Annotated in this window: 17 protein-coding genes; 8 read left to right on the top strand and 9 right to left on the bottom strand. The window is 47.3% G+C overall.

Going from position 1 to position 19,036, the window contains the following annotated elements; translation table 11 throughout:
- Positions 1–112: 112 nt before the first annotated feature.
- The gene (locus ACJJIS_RS09915; RefSeq protein ID WP_475710154.1) at positions 113–694 is read right to left on the bottom strand and encodes a TetR/AcrR family transcriptional regulator; all 582 of its coding nucleotides are present in this window, start codon (positions 692–694) and stop codon (positions 113–115) included.
- A 539-nt stretch (positions 695–1,233) separates the two neighbouring features.
- Here ACJJIS_RS09915 and ACJJIS_RS09910 point away from each other — a divergent pair.
- The 6 genes from ACJJIS_RS09910 to arsJ all read left to right on the top strand — a co-directional run bounded on the left by ACJJIS_RS09910 (position 1,234) and on the right by arsJ (position 7,565).
- On the top strand, positions 1,234–3,333 hold the full coding sequence (locus ACJJIS_RS09910) for a carboxy terminal-processing peptidase (RefSeq protein ID WP_282932735.1): 2,100 nt from the start codon (positions 1,234–1,236) through the stop codon (positions 3,331–3,333).
- Positions 3,334–3,424: 91 nt separating this feature from the next.
- Positions 3,425–4,240, top strand: a complete 816-nt coding sequence (gene xthA, locus ACJJIS_RS09905; RefSeq protein ID WP_444897231.1) for an exodeoxyribonuclease III — start codon at positions 3,425–3,427, stop codon at positions 4,238–4,240.
- 98 nt (positions 4,241–4,338) lie between these two features.
- Positions 4,339–4,767, top strand: coding sequence for an arsenate reductase/protein-tyrosine-phosphatase family protein (locus ACJJIS_RS09900; protein WP_444897230.1), 429 nt, complete (start codon positions 4,339–4,341; stop codon positions 4,765–4,767).
- The gene (locus tag ACJJIS_RS09895; protein WP_444897229.1) at positions 4,764–5,108 is read left to right on the top strand and encodes a metalloregulator ArsR/SmtB family transcription factor; all 345 of its coding nucleotides are present in this window, start codon (positions 4,764–4,766) and stop codon (positions 5,106–5,108) included. Before ACJJIS_RS09900 ends, ACJJIS_RS09895 begins: the two co-directional genes overlap by 4 nt.
- Before the next feature lie 84 nt (positions 5,109–5,192).
- On the top strand, positions 5,193–6,197 hold the full coding sequence (locus ACJJIS_RS09890; protein WP_475710153.1) for an ArsJ-associated glyceraldehyde-3-phosphate dehydrogenase: 1,005 nt from the start codon (positions 5,193–5,195) through the stop codon (positions 6,195–6,197).
- Between the two features lie 120 nt (positions 6,198–6,317).
- Complete coding sequence (gene arsJ / locus ACJJIS_RS09885) at positions 6,318–7,565, top strand: organoarsenical effux MFS transporter ArsJ (protein WP_475710152.1); 1,248 nt, start codon at positions 6,318–6,320, stop codon at positions 7,563–7,565.
- A 268-nt stretch (positions 7,566–7,833) separates the two neighbouring features.
- Here the strand turns inward: arsJ and ACJJIS_RS09880 are convergent, their stop codons facing one another.
- The 3 genes from ACJJIS_RS09880 to ACJJIS_RS09870 all read right to left on the bottom strand — a co-directional run bounded on the left by ACJJIS_RS09880 (position 7,834) and on the right by ACJJIS_RS09870 (position 10,395).
- Positions 7,834–8,427 carry a cytochrome b gene (locus ACJJIS_RS09880; RefSeq protein WP_475710151.1) on the bottom strand — a complete coding sequence of 198 codons (594 nt, stop codon included), beginning with the start codon at positions 8,425–8,427 and terminating at the stop codon, positions 7,834–7,836.
- 51 nt (positions 8,428–8,478) lie between these two features.
- Positions 8,479–9,135: a DUF6962 family protein gene (locus ACJJIS_RS09875; RefSeq protein WP_475710150.1), complete on the bottom strand. Its 657-nt coding sequence runs from the start codon at positions 9,133–9,135 to the stop codon at positions 8,479–8,481.
- Positions 9,136–9,384: 249 nt separating this feature from the next.
- Positions 9,385–10,395, bottom strand: a complete 1,011-nt coding sequence (locus tag ACJJIS_RS09870; RefSeq protein WP_475710149.1) for an NADP-dependent oxidoreductase — start codon at positions 10,393–10,395, stop codon at positions 9,385–9,387.
- 153 nt (positions 10,396–10,548) lie between these two features.
- On the opposite strand from ACJJIS_RS09870, the gene ACJJIS_RS09865 reads away from it, so the two are divergent.
- Together ACJJIS_RS09865 and ACJJIS_RS09860 are read left to right on the top strand one after the other, a co-directional pair.
- Positions 10,549–11,457, top strand: coding sequence for a LysR family transcriptional regulator (locus tag ACJJIS_RS09865; RefSeq protein WP_475710148.1), 909 nt, complete (start codon positions 10,549–10,551; stop codon positions 11,455–11,457).
- 368 nt (positions 11,458–11,825) lie between these two features.
- A complete protein-coding gene (locus ACJJIS_RS09860; protein ID WP_475710147.1) occupies positions 11,826–12,467 on the top strand; it encodes a hypothetical protein in 642 nt (213 codons plus the stop codon).
- A 1,633-nt stretch (positions 12,468–14,100) separates the two neighbouring features.
- Here ACJJIS_RS09860 and ACJJIS_RS09855 read toward each other — a convergent pair.
- The 5 genes from ACJJIS_RS09855 to ACJJIS_RS09835 all read right to left on the bottom strand — a co-directional run bounded on the left by ACJJIS_RS09855 (position 14,101) and on the right by ACJJIS_RS09835 (position 18,886).
- Positions 14,101–14,820 (bottom strand): hypothetical protein, encoded by a 720-nt coding sequence (locus ACJJIS_RS09855; RefSeq protein WP_475710146.1) that lies wholly within the window; start codon positions 14,818–14,820, stop codon positions 14,101–14,103.
- A gap of 431 nt (positions 14,821–15,251) precedes the next feature.
- Entirely contained in the window at positions 15,252–15,677 is a 426-nt protein-coding gene (locus ACJJIS_RS09850) for a hypothetical protein (RefSeq protein WP_413665710.1), read from the bottom strand.
- Positions 15,678–15,768: 91 nt separating this feature from the next.
- On the bottom strand, positions 15,769–17,058 hold the full coding sequence (locus tag ACJJIS_RS09845) for a DSD1 family PLP-dependent enzyme (protein WP_475710145.1): 1,290 nt from the start codon (positions 17,056–17,058) through the stop codon (positions 15,769–15,771).
- Between the two features lie 41 nt (positions 17,059–17,099).
- On the bottom strand, positions 17,100–18,494 hold the full coding sequence (locus ACJJIS_RS09840) for an FAD-linked oxidoreductase, L-gulonolactone oxidase family (RefSeq protein WP_444913706.1): 1,395 nt from the start codon (positions 18,492–18,494) through the stop codon (positions 17,100–17,102).
- Positions 18,495–18,499: 5 nt separating this feature from the next.
- Positions 18,500–18,886, bottom strand: a complete 387-nt coding sequence (locus tag ACJJIS_RS09835) for a c-type cytochrome (protein WP_475710144.1) — start codon at positions 18,884–18,886, stop codon at positions 18,500–18,502.
- Positions 18,887–19,036 lie beyond the last annotated feature (150 nt).

The raw sequence follows: 19,036 nt of genomic DNA, 5'->3' as shown, positions 1-19,036 counted from the left end.
ACAGGAAGGATCAATGGAGGTCAGGAGAGGGAAATCACAGTGCAGCCCAGGCAACCGAGAGGACGGCGCCAAGGCCCTACGAAGAGCTTTCAACGCCAGAAGAAAGAACAAGTCAACGCAGCAAGTCTAATGCCTGTACCTTAATTCTGGAGAGGCTTTCCTTATTAAAAACTCCACGTGCCAACACTCGCAAGCCGACTAAAAGAGTCAGTAAACTATTGGCGCAGACTTCCGGGTCTACTCGATCAGATATCACACCTTTCTCTATCCCCAGGCGAACCTGCCTTGCAAAAAATGACTCAGTATCCCGCAAGCCCTTTTTTACAGAATCCCCAATATCGCTATCCAGGTTAGGCATATCGAGTGCGGTATTAACCAAAAAGCAGCCCTTCTTTTCCGGATCTGCAAGGCTTTGTTCAATTAGGGAGTCGAAAAGCTGACTGATAGCGCCGATAGGATCTTCCAACGACTCAAGCCGGGCCATTACGTCGCGCCGCTGCTCTCTCTCATACTTGAGTAAACTCAGGGTAAAAAGCTGCTTCTTACTGCCAAAGGCATTATAAAAGCTCCCTTTAGTCAGCCCAGTAGCTTTGAGCAGGTCGGCCAGAGAAGTCGCTTCAAAGCCTTTCTTCCAAAAAGCTTCCGTCGCTTTATCGACTGCGCTATCGACATCGAAACTTTTCTCCCACGGCATAAGCACCTCACCTCAAACAAATCTACTGGCCATGTTACCACTGTTTGGACCAAGTGGTAAAAACACGATTCGCAGATACTGGCACTCGCCCGATATTCGCCTATTGCTCCGAAATCAAAACACCATTTTTGCGGTCACATTGATTATTGGAGCAACACTTCCAGCCGAGGAGCGCTCACTCGAATTAATAAAGTGGTAACTGGTGCAACTTCATGACCCTAAAAGCCTTCAAAGTCATCAAAGTGGTGCTGACCTATTAGTCAAAGTTCTTGTTTTTAACGCTTTTTTACAGTTGCAGTTACACAATAGTTATGATGACCATACATACTCAAGCCTTCAAAACGAGAAAAAATGCCTCAATTTCACACTCAATAGGAAAGCTATTTTGCTAAATACAGTGTTAAAGAAAAAGATCCATCTCTGATTAGAGGTATTTCATGCCCTTTGGAGCTTTCAGCCTTTATACTTGTCCTAAGCTATAGGTCGCCGAGCCATAAGGGCCGGACGCCTATGAAGTAGGACGTATAAAGAGACTCCCTATGCTTACCAATCGGATCGCCGCTTACTTTTCCGGCTTCTTGGTCATTGGCCTTCTTTCCACAAGCGTTCTGGCAGAGCCAGAGCGAATAGCCCCCGAAGAGGGGCAAGGTGGTACTGCACAAGAGATAGTCAGCAAGCTTGAAATGCTGCACTACAACAAAATCAAAATCGGCGACGAAATGTCCGAGAACTTGTGGAACGAGTATATCGATGCACTCGACCCCACTAAAAGTTACTTCCTCGCCTCTGATATCGACGAATTCCGCGCGTGGGAAGCAGAGATGGATGACCAGCTTCGCGCTGGTGATGTCACCGCTGGGTTCAGTATCTATAACCGTTTCCGCCTGCGTATGGGCGACCGGCTAGATAACATCCTGTCCCAACTAGAGAAAGGCCTGCCCGCCTATGACTTTTCTCGGGAAGAGACCCTTGAGCTGGATCGGGAGGAAAGCCAGTGGCCCAACTCGATCAGCGCTGCAGATGAGCTTTGGCGTAAGCGCTTAAAGAGCAGCATCCTGAATCTTCGCCTTACCGGTAAGACCGATGAGGAAATCCAGGACCTTCTTGTGCGCCGTTACAAAGGCCAAAAGAAGCGCCTCGAGCAGCAGAAGAGCGACGACGTTTTTGAACTCTATATGAATTCGTTGACTCGTCTCTACGATCCGCACAGCAATTACCTGTCACCGCGCTCATTGGAAAACTTCAATATGAGCATGTCCCTCTCCTTGGAGGGTATCGGTGCTGTGCTGCAGGCAGACGAGGAGTACACCAAAGTTGCTCGCCTGGTACACGGTGGTCCAGCCGACCGCACCGGCAAGATCAAGCCCAACGATAAAATCGTGGGTGTTGGCCAGGATAAAGAAGGCGAAATGGTCGATGTAGTGGGCTGGCGCCTGGATGATGTTGTCGACTTGATTCGCGGCAAGGCCGGTACCTATGTTCGCCTGGAGACCATCCCCACTGGTGGCGACGGTACTCACAAGACTATCTTGATCAAGCGCAGCAAAGTTAAGCTTGAAGATCAGGCGGCCAAGAAGGCAGTGTTTGAATTCTCTGACGGCAGTAAGAGTTACAAGATCGGAGTGATTAACCTGCCGACCTTCTATATCGACTTCGATGCCTATCGCCGCCGCGACCCCAACTATAAGAGCACCACGCGAGACGTTGCCCGTCTGCTGAGTGAGCTTAAAGAGGAAAAGGTTGACGGTATTATTCTGGATCTTCGCAACAATGGCGGTGGTTCACTGCAAGAAGCCACCATGCTCACAGACCTGTTTATTGATCAGGGCCCTGTTGTGCAGATCCGCCACGCCAATGAGCAGATTTCCCGCCATAACCGCTCGCGCTCCCGAGCCATGTACCGCGGGCCGCTGATGGTATTGATTAATCGCTTGTCGGCCTCTGCATCCGAGATTTTTGCCGGTGCAATCCAGGATTACAACCGCGGCCTGGTAGTAGGCAACCAATCATTTGGTAAGGGTACTGTGCAAACTATGGCTCCCCTGAAGGAAGGCCAGTTGAAAATTACCCAGTCCAAGTTCTACCGGGTTTCCGGAGACAGCACACAGCATGCGGGTGTGAAGCCGGACATCGATATGCCACAGTTGATTGATGCCGAAAATGTGGGTGAGAGTGCGTACGATACTGCCCTGCCCTGGGACCGTATCCACGCTGTGCCTCATGCGAAGTATTTCAACTTGAAGATGCTGATCCCGAACTTGATTACCAAGCACAACAAGCGCACGGAAACAGATCCAGATTTTGTTTTCCTGCGCGATCAGTTCAAGTTCGACGCCGAGCGGGCTGACAAGAAGTATGTCTCTCTCAACGAATCAACTAGAGAGAATGAGCGCAAGTCCGTTAATCAGCGATTGCTGGATATGGAAAACCGTCGCCGCAAAGCTAAAGGCCTTGAACCCTACGAGAACTTTGAGGCATACGAAGAAAGCGAATCTGAAGAGGTGGCTAACATTGGTGGTCCTGTAGAGATCAAGTTGGAAAAAGATCCAATTTTGAATGAAGCGGGCTATATAATGGCGGACTTTATCGGCCTGGCCGATAAGGCCAGCAAGGCGCCGCCCCAAGTTGCCAACTTCTAAATACTGATAGGCACTGGGCGCGGCGTGCGCCCGGTCCGCGAACTAACTCTTAGGTCGGGCTAGCCCGACCTTTTTTATTTTGGGGGAAGAGATGAAGGTTGTTTCCTTTAACGTCAATAGTATTCGCACTCGCCTGCACCAGATGCAGGCCCTGGTAGACAACCATCAGCCCGATATCATCGGCCTACAGGAAACCAAAGTCACCGACGAAGATTTTCCAGTAGATGCGATAAAAGACCTGGGCTATGAGCTGATTTATTTTGGCCAAAAAACACACTACGGCGTTGCCCTGCTCTCACGCCTGCCCTTTATTGATCGCGAATACGGTTTCCCAACCGATGCCAGCGACGCCCAGCGCCGTATGGTTGCCGGCAAGTTTGATATCGGTGGTCCTGAGCCCCTCACCGTTATCAATGGCTATTTCCCGCAAGGTGAAAATCGCGAGCACCCGGTTAAATTCCCAGCAAAGCAAAAGTACTACGCCGACCTGGACACCTACCTGCAAACCACGTGTAAGCCCGAAGCGCCTGTATTGGTTATCGGCGATATGAATATTTCACCCAGCGACCAGGATATTGGTATTGGTGAACCCAATCGCAAGCGCTGGCTGCGCGATGGAAAATGCAGCTTCCTTCCAGAAGAGCGCGAGTGGCTTCAAAAAATTGAAGGCTGGGGGCTCACCGACACTTTCCGCGCACAAAACCCAGAAACAGACGATATATTCAGCTGGTTCGACTACCGCAGCCGTGGGTTCGATCGCGAGCCCAGACGCGGCCTGCGTATCGACTTGATCCTCGCCACCAACCCTCTTCTGGAAAAATGTGTCGGAACTGGCGTGGACTACGATATTCGGGCTATGGAACGCCCATCAGACCACGCGCCTGTATGGGCCGAGTTTAAGCTCTAAGCACAGGTTATAGCCCGCTGGTTCAGTGGGCTATTTTTAAGGCTATGAATATATGGTTTTCCATATATAATTGTTGAAAAGCCAAATGGAGCCCTCCAATGAAAAGGCGTGTTCTGTTTGTTTGCGCCGGGGACTCTGCCCGCTCACTGATGGCTGAGGCACTGTTGCGGCATTTTGGAGGCAATTCATACGAAGCCGTTGGCGCCGGAACCAATGTCCATACAGTGGACCCACGCGCTCTGCAAGCGCTGGAGCGACTGGGGGTTTCAACAGAGGGACTCATTCCCAAAGTTGTAGAAGATGTAGCTAACCAACCTTTTGACCTGGTCATCACACTTTGCGACAAAAGCCGGGAAGAATACGTACCCTCCCCAAAAGTTGACAAGATGATTGCCTGGAATTTTAAGGAACCGACAAAGCGACACTGCTTCTGCCCTTTTTACACCACAGCACGTGAATTGAGCACTCGCATCAAACTACTGGTCTTGGCCCAAGCCGAGGCGGATTTACGAAAAAGAGCGGCATGAACCCAGTACAGTTTTACAAATGCCTGGCCGATGATACGCGGCTACGCACATTGCTCCTTATTGCTCACGAGGAAGAGCTTTGCGTATGCGAGCTAACGGCAGCCCTCGAGTTGAGCCAGCCGAAAATTTCCCGGCACCTCGCCTTGCTGAGAAGTTCAGACCTGCTCCAAGACCGCCGCCAGGGGCAGTGGGTGTTTTACCGAATCAACCCGGACTTAAATGCCTGGGCAAAGTCTGTACTGTTCGACACCTTACAGGCGAACCAGTACTTTATTACCGAAGACCTCAACAACCTGATTCAAATGGGAGACCGGCCAGAGCGCACAAGTCTGTGCTGCTGATAACGCCTGCCGACCTAAGATTTAAACTATCCAGATATATATGATTTTTCATATGTGCCTGGCAGAAACGGAGCAAAATTAACAATGACCATCAAAATTGGGATCAATGGATTTGGCCGAATTGGCCGGCTGGTACTGCGCGCCGCCTGGGATTGGCCTGAAGTTGAGTTTGTCCAGATTAACGATCCTGCCGGTGATGCAACCACACTCGCCCACCTGCTCAACTTTGACTCTGTACACGGACGCTGGCACAGAGAGGCGAAAGCCGTTGATGACACAATTCAGGTTGATGGCAAAACAATAACCTGTAGCCGCAATACCTCTATTGCAGATACCAATTGGAAAAACTGTGACCTGGTGGTAGAGGCCTCCGGTAAAATGAAAACTGCCGAACTTCTTCAACCCTACCTGGATCAAGGGGTAAAGAAGGTGTTGGTCTCTGCACCAGTTAAAGAGGCTGGAGTTCCGAACATTGTCCTTGGAGTGAATCAACATATTTACCAGCCGGACAAACACCAGATTATTACCGCCGCTTCCTGTACGACTAACTGCCTTGCTCCAGTAGTAAAAGTTATTCACGAAAACCTGGGTATTCGTCACGGTTCAATCACCACTATTCACGATATCACCAATACCCAGACTATCCTCGACGCACCCCATGGAGATCTGCGCAGAGCCCGCGCATGTGGTGCCAGCCTGATTCCCACAACAACAGGTTCAGCTACAGCTATTGCCACCATCTTTCCAGAGTTGTCCGGCCGCCTAAACGGCCACGCAGTTCGTGTTCCCCTCGCCAACGCATCCATTACCGATTGTGTTTTCGAAGTGGAAACCCCCACTACCCCAGAGGCAGTAAACCAGTTATTTAAGGACGCTGCAGAGGGTGAACTAAAAGATATCCTCGGCTATGAGGAAAGGCCCCTCGTCTCCGTGGATTACAAAACCGACCCCAGATCGAGCATTATCGATGCTCTATCGACCATGGTCGTTAACGGCACCCAGGTAAAAGTTTACGCTTGGTATGACAATGAATGGGGTTACGCCAACCGCACGGCGGAATTGGCTCGAATGATTGGCACCACGGGCTAAGCAGCCAAAGTACAACGGGGCCGGAAGGAAAGAACACACTGCACCTGAGGGGTACTCCTCTCCATGAGCTCGTATTTTTTCCTCCCGCTTTTAGTAAGTAGCAGTACACAGAACAAGATCATGCAGTTTCTTCTCAATTTATCGTCGCCAGTGCGCCAATACTTGCTGGTTACAGGCAATTACTGGGCGTTTACTTTGACTGACGGCGCTCTGCGCATGCTGGTGCTGCTGCACTTTCACGAGCTCGGCTACAGCCCTTTGCAAATAGCCTTGCTTTTCCTTTTCTACGAATTCTTTGGCGTAGTCACTAATCTTGTCGGCGGCTGGCTCGGTGCCCGGATTGGACTCAACCGGACCATGAATTTGGGGCTGGCCTTACAGATTGTTGCTCTTTCCATGCTGCTGGTACCCAGTCAGTATCTCTCGGTCCCCTTGGTTATGGCCGCCCAAGCCCTTTCCGGTATCGCCAAAGACCTGAATAAAATGAGTGCGAAGAGCTCAATCAAGTTACTGGTGCCCGATCAGGCCAGTGGCACCTTGTATCGATGGATCGCCCTCTTAACCGGCTCGAAAAACGCGCTAAAAGGCTTGGGCTTCTTTCTCGGCGGTGCCCTACTCGCCGCACTTGGCTTTCAGGGCGCGATTGCATCGATGGCCCTAGCTCTTGGAATAGTTTGGATATTGAGTCTCAAATTTCTTAAGCGGGACTTAGGGAAAGCCAAAGCAAAAAGCCGATTCAGAGATATCTTTTCCAAGAGTCCCGCAGTCAATATATTGTCAGCCGCGCGCTTACTCTTGTTTGCTTCCCGGGATGTTTGGTTTGTTATTGCCCTACCGATTTTCCTGGCCAGCCAGTTCGGTTGGAGCCACTGGCAGGTAGGTGCCTTCCTGGCATCCTGGGTGATCGGTTACGGCATAGTGCAAACCCAGGCCCCAAAGGTCACGACGGCACGTTCAGCCCAGGCTCCGGATGGGCGAACCGCGCTCTTCTGGGCAATAGCGCTCACTGCAGTGCCCGCATTAATCGCAATCGCATTACACAAAGGGGTGGATCCACAGCCCGCCGTAATGGGTGGACTTTTGATGTTTGCTGTACTCTTCGCCGTAAATTCATCTTTACACAGCTACTTGATAGTTGCTTATGCTCGGGAAGATGGCGTCTCTATGGATGTAGGCTTCTACTATATGGCAAATGCAGCTGGGCGATTGCTAGGGACACTGCTCTCAGGGTGGGTATTCCAAACTCAGGGGTTGGTGGCTTGCCTACTTATTTCCAGCGCTTTTCTTCTGCTAACCGCACTGGTTTCACTGGGTTTGCCCAGACACAAAACCGGGACTCAGGAGGTTGGCAGCTTAAGTAGGAGCTGATCCGATAGCAGCATGAGTGCTACTTGCCAGCGAAGGCTGGCAAGTAGGCTGAGGGACCATTTCGAATTGCGCGATTCGATATAGTTTGGACTCAGGTATGCACCCCATTTGAAATAGAATCAAAGCAAGGACCAAATACCTCATATAACACCCACCTCAAGTCCAAGTGCACAGCTCCACAGGAGCTGCAAAAACTCGAGATTAAAATGTCTGGATTTGGCACTCAATGCCTATTTGCCACTACTTTCTGCCAAAACCATCGCAAGAACTATGACTTCTTAGTCGCGGTCATTCTTAGCAAAGTCCGATCCTTTTTGATGTAGTGGTGATATAGAGCGGCCATTACATGCCCCAAGATTAAGATCCAGACCACCCACTCTCCCAGGATCTCTTTATGGATAAAATCGACTGGCTTCTCAAACTGTTCGAATGTCATCCCCATCCGATCCTGAACTATCGCCACAAAGGCTTGGGTGCTCTCAAACTTAGGAATTTCAAACAGGAAAAAGTAATCCGTATCCACGCCTGTTCCGATATACCCTGTTAGCGGAGCGACGATCATAATCAAGTAGAGAAGAACATGACCGGTATGAGCGGCAAAATGTTCCAGGGAGCTACCTGGTTCTAATGGCGGTGGCGGATTAGTGAGACGCCATACGATTCTTAGGATGACGATCACACCAATGGTGACACCAATAGATAGATGTAACTGCAAGGCAGTCCAATTTTCCGGTGTTTCCTCTTGAGTAAACCACTGGCGGTAGTAGACTGAAATATAGGCCCCCAAAAACAATATGGCCGTTAACCAATGTAGCCACTTGGCTATTGCGCCGTAACCATCAGGTTGATTTCTCAAGCTCATCTTTTTCTCTTTCCCACGTCCAAAAGCTATATTCTGCCTGCAATTCGCCAACTACCTCGCTGAGTAAAATCTGTGTAAACCCAGAATAAAGAGCACAACACCAAACGCCTGAACAAAATGGTAGATAATATTGTGATTAAGTTCCCAAATAATACTAATTGATAAACTTCCATCTAACTGGATAGCCATTGCAACAATACTAACTATCGAGCCCAGTGCCATAAACCAACTACCACGCAGTGAATTCTGTCCCCTTAAGGCTAATATAGAATACCCTATAAAAGCTACTGCACTGATTAAAAACTGATAAACAGCAAAGGCAAAAATTTTATCTTTAAGTGAAAACGAGAAAACAAAAACTATCAGAAAAATAAACAATACTGGCAAAACAGCCCGTTTGGAAAAACTTTCATTCACCAAATCTGCACTAACCGCAAGAACAAAAGAAGAAATCAGCAAGCCAAGTAAAACAAGTACTACATACCATAAACAAACGCGAAAATATGGTGGAATTTCAAACCCGTGATAGACAGCTGCCACTAATGAGGCGATAAACATAACAGTAAAAAAGAAAAGCCAAATATTTCTTTTCCACTGCTTCCTCCTTACAAACACTGACAAATAAAGGGCGCCAATAAATGCGACTAGAGCCAGCCCGACATTAGTAATTGCAGTTAGTAGGTCTATTTCGCCATGTACTAGATTCATTCTATTTCGTATATCATCAACACACTATCATATATATTCTCTATCTAAGTCAAATCGTAATTCTTTAGAGCAATATATCAATCCTTCTGAAAGTCAACTGAACTTATGTGTGTCATCTCCACGAGCTTAGTCATGCCAATTTCTCAAGTGCAACCTCAAAGATGAGGCAGACGCAAAGTGTAAAACAACAGCCAGCACGCCACTATATTTCAAGGCAACACTGGCACTATTGATCGTTTCAACTCTTAATTAACTGGCTCTAACAGATATAATCACTTTGCCTTTTGCGCGTCCCAAAGCGAGATATGAGAAAGCTTCTTTGCCTTGCTCTAAAGAATAGATCTTGTCTATCACCGGGGATAGTATCTTCTGTTGGTACAAATTTCCTAGCTCACTCAGATGCTCTCCATTAGCTTCCATAATAACCATTCTATAGAGCGCGGATTTTTCCTTCGCGGCCTTCATCAGCTTTCGCGACTTAAGCGCCAATAGCTTGCGGAGCAACCAACCTAGCCCAAGCTCTTCAGCTGTCTGCGGATCTAAAGCCCCTTTAACTGAGACAACACGCCCACCGATTTTCAGGACCTGAAATGCATCCAAAGCATACTGACCACCCAAAGTATCGAATACGACATCCATATCAGATAGTAATTGCCGGTAGTCATCTTTTTTATAATCAATAACAAGGTCGGCACCGAGTGCTTTCACCCACTCCACATTCGCGCTACTTGTTGTAGTCACCACATAGGCGCCTACAGACTTCGCCAATTGGATCGCCATAGAGCCAACACCACCTGAGCCTGCATGTATCAGCACTTTCTCTCCGGACTTCAAACCCGCAACTTTGATCAAAGACTGATAGGAGGTCAGCCCAACAAGCGGAATACCCGCCGCTTCACTGTGTGACAAGTTTTCGGGCTTTGCAGCCAGGTGGGAAACACTAACGGTGAGATATTCTGCAATAGTGCCCACATGATCCTCCCCCACCCTGGAAAACACCAGGTCCCCTACACTGTATCCAGCAACATTATCCCCCACTGCTACAACTTCACCACTGACATCCCGGCCAATACCAACCGGAAATACTTCCTTTCGTACCGATTTAAGCTCCCCCCGCAACATCATGTTATCAACTGGATTTACGCTAGCCGCATGCACCCGAAGCAAAACTTCACCAGCCTTGGGGGTGGGAACCTCAGCTGACTGAAACTCCAGGCTGCTATCAATATCCCCATAGCGAGTCATTTTCAAAGCTTTCATTGGTCATCCTAACAATCGGTTCAACACAAACATTGAAAGCGATAGTGCCCATACTGCCACCATAAAAACAGGTGGTAATAAGTATAAGTCTTTTGTCATTTTGGCAATAATGGGAAATATTTTGAGACGATGACAGACAGTTAGAAGTTGATTATGGACAAAATCAGAGCATTGCGTTACTTCAAGCGGGTGGTAGAACTGAATAGCTTTACTGCAGTTGCTGAAGAATTTGAGGTTCCCGCCTCATCAATCTCCCGCCGCGTAAAAGATCTGGAGCAGTCCTTAGGAGTGGAGTTACTGCAACGCAGTACCCGCCAAGTCAAGGTTACTGAGCTCGGCAAGCTCTACTATTCGATGATAAGTAAAGCAATTCGCCAGCTTGAACAGGCTGATGAACTGGTTAGCCATACATTTGAAGCGCCCAAAGGTCTGATACGTATCAGCTGTCTTCCAACTTATGGAGAGCAGCATTTAACCCCCCTTCTTGAGAAGTTTGCCCAACGTTACCCCAACATCGTATTCGACTTAACCTATAACGATGACTTGTCCCAGTTAGGAAAAGATCCCATTGATATTGCGATTCGCGGAGGGTTTGCCCCGAATGAGCATGTTATTGCCAAACGCCTATCGGATAATGAGTTCACCCTTATAGCTACACCGCAGTTTATCGACAAGTTGGAGCATAGCCTCCCCTTAAACAAGTCGGCGATTGAGTCAATTGCTACCTTGCAATACCGGGGGCCACGTGGCGTCATTGAGTGGTACATACTCAATGACGAGCACTGGGAGCCCCTGAAGTTGACCCCAAAAGTTATCAGCAATAACGGTAAAGCATTAACAGCAGCCGCCCTCAATCACCGCGGTATGTTCTGCGTACCTTCCTGGAGTATTTGTAACTATCTAGATACAGGGGAGCTTGTACAGGTACCTTGCGAGGGTAAAGTCTCAGTCAGCCCCGGTGGCGATCTGGGAGTATTTCTTCTTTATGAGCGCACTAAATACCAAACCCCCAAAATAAAGCTTTGCGTAGATTTTATCTATGAAAATTTGAATGGGCGATAGAAGAAAGCTAAAACCCCTTGCTTTACTATTTAAATCATATCGATCACTGATACTGATTTGATCAAGATCGCCATTAGAGAATCACTTTTCTCTCGTTACTATTCGAAAAGATTTATATTCGATTACAAACTTATATCCCGAGTCACCAACACACTGGACATATAACAACCTCACAGAAAAATAAAAATTGATCTATTTCAAGCGACCCGTAGATTTTCTTGGAAGCATAATGGGGGATATGCTAGGTTGAAAGATAGAAATTATGCCAAAAGTATATTTATCTATGAGTAACTAAAAGGGAGAGCTAGTACCAATAAACCAAGGCAAACCATTTATATCAAAACAGCCGGCGACATAAGGATTGAGCCATGCCAAGTTATGATGACTTTATCAGCTTATTAGAAAAAGATGTTGAATTAGCCTTTAAAACCTATGAGCTCGACTTTAATACAGAGGCCTTCGACAGTAAATCAGGAGCCTACGAAATTGAGTTTGATTTTGAGTTTGTAAAACCCAACAAAATCATGATGGTAAAAAGCGGAAATTCTGGCAAGAAAGCAACATATCTCACCTGGGCTCGACAAAAAGCTGTGCCTGTAACTCTGAATAGTAAAAGTCCCCCTTACTTCTTTACCTCTCACCTCAGTAATTGTCGAATGACCTTCAAGTTCCATGACGACCAGAGTAAAAGTGTAACGGTTATCCATGTTGCAGGTGATGTTTCCCAGGGGGGGACTATCAAGGGGAGCAAGCAAAGAGATGAGCTGGAGATGATGGTAAAAACTCCCGATGTAACCGGGGAGAGGCGACTTTCAATAGGTGGCCCCAAAGGAGGTAGAAAAGGAGCAAACTTCAAGAAAAAGCAAGCAAAACTTGGTACCGCATACTACGATACCTGTGCACGGGTATTCGGGGTTCGAGATGATAGTGGTCAGTGGACCTTTTATACACAAAATATTGGTCGAAAGGACGAGCTTTTAGGTTTTTTTGAAGTTCAGCAATTTAATTAATAATTTCGCCTACCCGAAAAATACTACTGGAAGGTAGGCGCCCTCCAATCTCTAACCTTCATTATCTTCACTAACCCTTATAAAGCCGAAGACCAACAGAGCGGGAAGCCCGTTTTTACCTCGGGTGTCTACTTAGCAATAACATCTAAAGCCGTTATCCGTGAATCCGGGTACTCCTAGCCATCTATATCACTTGAAAGACAGCAGATAACCGTAAAAATAATGCTTAGCATCCACTCTCGCATACCTACAGGCCCAGACATGAAAAAATGGCGGCAGATATCCAAAGCAGCAAATCAGGTATTTCAACGTCATGATGATGGTCAACCCAAAAAGGCTACCTTGAAGCCTGTATGCGACTAGAAACCCTTCTACCCCAGTGGTTCAACGCCGAAGAAGCTGTAGTTGCCTTGGCTATTAACTATCTATATACGATATATCCAACTACTCCAACGGAAGTACTACATTAACCAAGTTGCCAATCCTGCCTTCAAAGCTAAGAACATACTTGTATGCAGCTATATCTCAGCTATTAATAAAAGTGCATTCAGAAGCTGGTGGAGATGTAACTTTCACTACACCAAGCCACACTCGTGGGTGCTGTTGAAACAACAACACCGCCCTACTCCCCCAGTATAAGACTTGGTAATACTATCCAATCACGCGCTTTAAATAGCTTGATTTGAAAGAGGTATACAAATCCATGTGGTGGGTATTACCAGCCATCGTCAACTACAAATAAAGGACGCTTGATAGCTGGCATATATTGGATTTACTCAAAGTTATGGTTCAAAGCATCCTCAAATGATACAGACTTAATCACGCTTCTAGCCGTAAAACGATTCATCCTTGCGGTATACGTTGACTTACATCTCTGTGAAGTCCCCAGGTCCCTAGCCTTAATCTCATTGGCTATAGCCCAGTGCCATTGAGAATGATATTTAAAAGTTTTATCGGCCAGCTTTGTGCAAAGCTCCCAATCACCAAATCGCTTAACTCTAGTGTCCGGCTCCCCAAGAAAAACTGTACAACCAGTGGACAGAATCGAGCCCGATATGACCAAAACCTTTAGAATTCTCATACTCAACAAACCCAAATGATACTTCAAGGATGAGCTTTTCGATATCCTGAACCAGATCACAGGATCGTACTACATCGCCAGCCCTTATCCATCTCAATTACTACCAGATGCTCGTAGCTACCTATAAGCATTCTAGGAATTCATGAAAATATTAACATATTGTTGATATTTGGTCATTTTATTATGCCTAATATGCCTGAGGTATTTACATGCCCAATTTAAGTGTTACTTGGGTGGTTAATTTTAGATACCTACTGAGTCTAGTAAGCGGCCCTTATTAGCTATCCTATCACACCACTGAGTCGCATGTTGTTCAACACTTAATTCAAAGAAGGTGATTCTAAGTGTGACCATTAAAATATCGGCATTTAGCTCGCTATTTATCGGTTACTTGGATAAGCGCAGTGAAGCAATATATAAACCCCCTTTATACTAATTTATTAATCTAGTTAATCTCTTGAGAATCGGGCCACCTTAATTCGCCAAGTTACCATAATTAGTCACAAACTATATAGTCAGCTTATTTTTTCCAACATAATTATCAGCAAGAAGTCAAAGGTCTATCAGATTCCAGCGAGAATTATTTTGGCAATCTATAATCTGTTGATCAATGGCGGCTATTCGACCCCTAATACGCTCCCAATTACTTTTCTTCATTTTTAGCTCACCAGTAATACTTGCACTGTAATCAATAGATTGTTTATCAGCTAAACTTGCCGTCCGAGAGTCATGGTGTTCTTGTCGTATGCTAATCCAAATATTAGGGTCCAGTTCCGATGTATATGTGATGGCCTGACGGAGTTTCGTGGGTACAGACTCTACTCTGACGTTTCCATTTCGATCCGTAAAGTTAAGTACTTTTTGTTTGTCCACATTGACAATATAGAAAAATTTACGATTTTGATTTAAGACCCAGTTCGCAATACCTTCAAAGGGGATCATCGCAGTATTGAGACCATGACTGCCAATGATCGTATTGTAATTAGAGTATCGGCGTTCATGTAAAATACCCGCGCTTACTCCAATTAGGTGAAGCCTCTCCCAACTGCGCCCCAGCCCAGAATCTCGATCCCCAATTATTGCTCCCAAATCACCGCTAATTAGCCCCATTGCGGAGCGAGCCATATCTCCTGGCAATGGACCTATAACTCCTGCTTGGTTATGTAGTGATCTATGCACAATCCCTTGTGGAGGATTGAAAGGCTTAGAGCTCGCAAACCATTCAATATCACCTGAAATATCATACCCCGCAGAACTAACTCTAAAGTACATTATGTCGCCCCTATAATTGAGGAAATTCCGTTAACAACTAGCTGTCAACTTATAAACTTGGAAAGCGAGGGAAATTATCTGCCTGAAATCAGACAAGCAAATAGTTAAATTAGGGGGGGGGGAACTAACAATCCCTCCCATGCCCTGAATATAATATCAGCAATCCTGAGCACACAATCACCTGTGTACTGCGCCGTAAGAAATGACTTAAATTTTGTCCGGCGAAAACCAATATAAGCAACGGCAACACATCATTGGGTACCTATTTAGTTTGACCCAATAACTGCCATAGAGACATTATACGCCGACATTTTCTGTAGAAATTAAAGTTCGCCCATCGACTTTAACAATGACATCCTCACAACTGATCTGGCATGCTGATCATTATCGGCCACAACAAGCATCGTGACCGAATTTCATAGGGTTTAAATTTAGAGGAGTATCCAAAGTGCGGCTATTAGATTCAGTGACATCATTATAAAGTCAGTGATAAAAATAAAACGCATCACCCCTTTAACTTGCCACGGCCCTTCACCTTTTCGGTTTTGTAGGGCTACCGGGACATTGTAAATAAACTGTGTTCCGTGAGTGACAGCAAACACCAGCAGCAACGTAGCGCGTTGTACCTCCGTAGCAAATACTGAGGGGCTGATTAGCAGTAGGATATTGAGTAGCGCCAACGACAGGTTAAAACCACCTAGAAATTTTCCCGATTCTGCCAAGATATTAAATACGGGGGTATCCCTTTGTTCCCTGGGTACCAGTAACTTCGCAAATATATGGTTTCTCAAAGAGAAAACGTTAAATCCCATCAGAAACCAAATCGTGTTTAACACCAAAACAACTTCATAGATCATCAATATCTCCAAGACTTGTTGTTTGCCCGCCACTAAGGTCAGTACATCTATTAAACAAATTTGTACTTACCCCGTAGCAGGGGTTGAATCCTCAGGAATTACTCATTACCGGCCAGAGATCCACTATCTCGCCTTTGCTATAGACCGCAATATCACCAAACTGCAGGAACACGGACTCACTCTGTGTGGGCCGGAGAAAGACCCAGTCGTCTTCATTCAGCAGTACCTTTTTTGAGCCATTCAGCATTTCTTGGTTGCTGGAGCGGCCATAGATGGGGTTGATCGATAGACCTTTTGGTGATTCTGGCTCCGCCTTCCAATAGCCGCCAGATATAAAGAAGCTTTGCTCCCGATTTGGGTTCAACCAACTAAAGGGTCCGGTGAGCCCTTCTATGCCGGGTATCTGTGTCTGTGACAATTTCTTCAATACCGGACTTGCGATATACGCCGCTGGTAAATGATCAGACAGAGTGGGAATATCAAAGCCCACCGGTTTAACCAGGCACGAGCCAGCGGCAATCTCGTTACAGGGAGCCCGGTCTGCTCGGGATTTGTACAGTTGGTAGGTTGGGCTACCGGCAGCGTTCAAAGTGGCCACCTTCGGGAATGCACTTCCCAGCTGGATCTTAGCTTGCTCCACCCTGCTTTGGTAAATATCCAACCCCCGAGTGATTGCCTTTTCAGGTCCACCGAGAATACCTGGCATTTTTGCGGCGTGGGCGTCGTAACCCATAAAACCGGAAAATTCCAAATAGGGTTCCCGCTGAATGATACCGAGCATCGCGGAGAGATCTTCCGCACTGGCAATGCCACCCCGGTGTAGGCCTACATCAATCTCGATATTAATTCGCAAGGATTGTTTGAGCGATCGCGCCAGATCGGCGTATTGATTAAGTCTGCGGGGGCTGTCAACCAGCCACTGTAACTGCCGCGTAGGATCAAAATGATCCGCCCTAGTGCTAAAATAAAAGGCCTTTGCCGCAGTAATCGGGAGAGGTTTACCCAGTAAAATATCACTCGCTGGATAAGATTTAACCAGTTGCTGTAAAAATGGCAGCTGGAATACCATGATGCGATTGGTATTTGTTCGCTGAGTAATAGCGTCCAGCAGGTTTAGCGAGGGCAAAGATTTAGCCACTACCCGGTAGTCATAGTAACCCCTGAGGTGGCCGGCTAATATATCGGCGTTCTTTTGCAGATTCTCCAGGTCTACGACTAAGGTGGGACCAGAAAAACCGGCATTATCCAGAGCTTTAGAAACACTGGAGAAGTATTCGCTGTGCCCTCCCTGCCCTTGCGCTTTAGGGCGAAGAACGGCGACACCTGCCACCGCTCCTAACGCGACCCCACCTAGTATTAGCTTTCGTCGCTTGATATCCATTGTGCTTTCCTCTTTGAGGGTTCACTGCTGAGCAGCGTTGCTCAGGTAAAAAGCGTTTTCAGATAGGGGTTTAAGAACTTACCACTGGGGTCTAGCTCTCGGCGAACCTCAAGAAAATCCTGCCACTGAGGGTAGAGCTCGGCAAAGTCCGAGCCTTGTAGCTTGTTTAACTTGCCCCAGTGCGGGCGGCCCCCATATTTGCGCATAATGGGCTCAATGGCCTGGAACAGCGGTAGGTGGTCCTCTTCAAAGTAGCGGTGTATGGCGATGGATACGGAATCTTGCTTATAAAACGGGCTCAGCCAGATATCGTCAGCTTTAACGAAACGCACCTCGATAGGGAAGAAAACATCCAGGTTATTTTCCTCAATCGTTCGACGTATTTCCGCGAAGGCTTTCAAACCGTCCTCGCGGGGCAAGTGATACTCCATTTCATTGAAACGTACGTTTCGCTCACTGGCGTAATTCCGCCAGGAGGACTCGACAACAACTTCCCTCTCGATATCTTCCATCGCATTTTGCAACGCAAACTGACGCAACTTCGGTGACCAACCCAGCCAGTCCCGCACAGATTTCAGGGTCATTACTGCTTCATTAGTATCTTCCCGCTCCGTAGAGAAGATTTCCTCTGTGGTCGGCTGGTGGGAATCAGCCATGCACATCCCAGAAAACGGGATATAGTAAAATTCAAAGTTCCGATTGGCTTCTGCCAGTGCTGGAGCCTGATCCAACACCTCTTCCAGGGGCGCTACCCAAGATTCACGACGCAAACGGTAGCTGGGCTGGTTCTGCATACGCACCTTGGTCACCATACCCAGGCTGCCAAGAGATACTTGCGCTGCCGCGAACACCTCGGGGTTTTGCTCACCATCACACCAGAGCGTATCCCCTCCTGCGGTCACCAGTTCCATACCCGTTGCATAGCTGGACATACAACCCAAGCCTGCACCGGTTCCATGGGTCGCGGTTGCCAGGCAACCACCTAAAGTCTGCTCATCGATATCTGGTTGGTTAATCAGCGCTTGACCGATGTCCTCTAAGGGTTGGCCAATGTCTGCTACACGGGTGCCAGCATAGATTGTCGCCTGGACCTTGTCGGAATCGTGATCGGCGACGCCGGTAATACGGCCCAATGAAATAATTGTATCGTCAGTGGGTACCAGTGCAGTGAAGGAGTGGCCCGCACCTACCGCCCTGACCGTACCTTGCGCTTCCGCAATTATCGTTTGCAGTGCGGGAATATCTTTGGGAGCCAGACGATGGGCCGGCAGACACTCTTGTGAACCAGACCAATTCCGCCACCGAACACCCGCTTTTTTTGTCGGTGGAGCTGCAGCTTGCAATAAGGTACGTGCAACTGATGAGATGGGCGCGGCCGCTAATGATGCGGAGCCGATCGCAATAGAATTAATAAACTGGCGACGATTGAACCCCATATCCTTTACTCCGCTGTAGCCATAAAGACAATCAACTGTTCAAACTGCTCGGGGGAGCACTCAAAACAAAGGCCTAGTGGCGGCATACCCTGGAACCCATTGATCGCATTTTCCACCAACACATCCATCCCCTTCTCCATACGGGGCTTCCAGTTGGCCAAATCTCCGGTAAGGGGTGCGGCGCTGGCGCCAGTGCTGTGACAGCTGCGGCAAGTGCGAGTATATATTTCAGCGATTTCCGGATCAGCGGGCGCAAGAGACAGCGCTCTTTGGGTCAAAATAGCCCGGCTTTTTTCACTATCCTGTGGAGGCTCAGAACATCCTTGAATGACATTTAGTACCAAAAAAATAGACAAGAGCTTAAAGCTCCGGCGCAAGACTTCCAGTTCCATATGCGTACACCTACTACATTATTGTTGTTTATTTCTTTTTGGCTATTGCCAAAGCTATCGTGTACATATCGCTGGCACTATTGTTAATCATGATGACTGCTAAAACAACTACTTGAGTTGCCTGTTCTCAATTATTTCTATCGTAATTTA

The sequence above is a fragment of the Microbulbifer maximicatervae (SeqCode) genome (assembly GCF_056231245.1).
The sequence above is the reverse complement of the archived record's forward strand: the minus strand, read 5'-3'. Positions and strand labels throughout refer to the sequence as shown.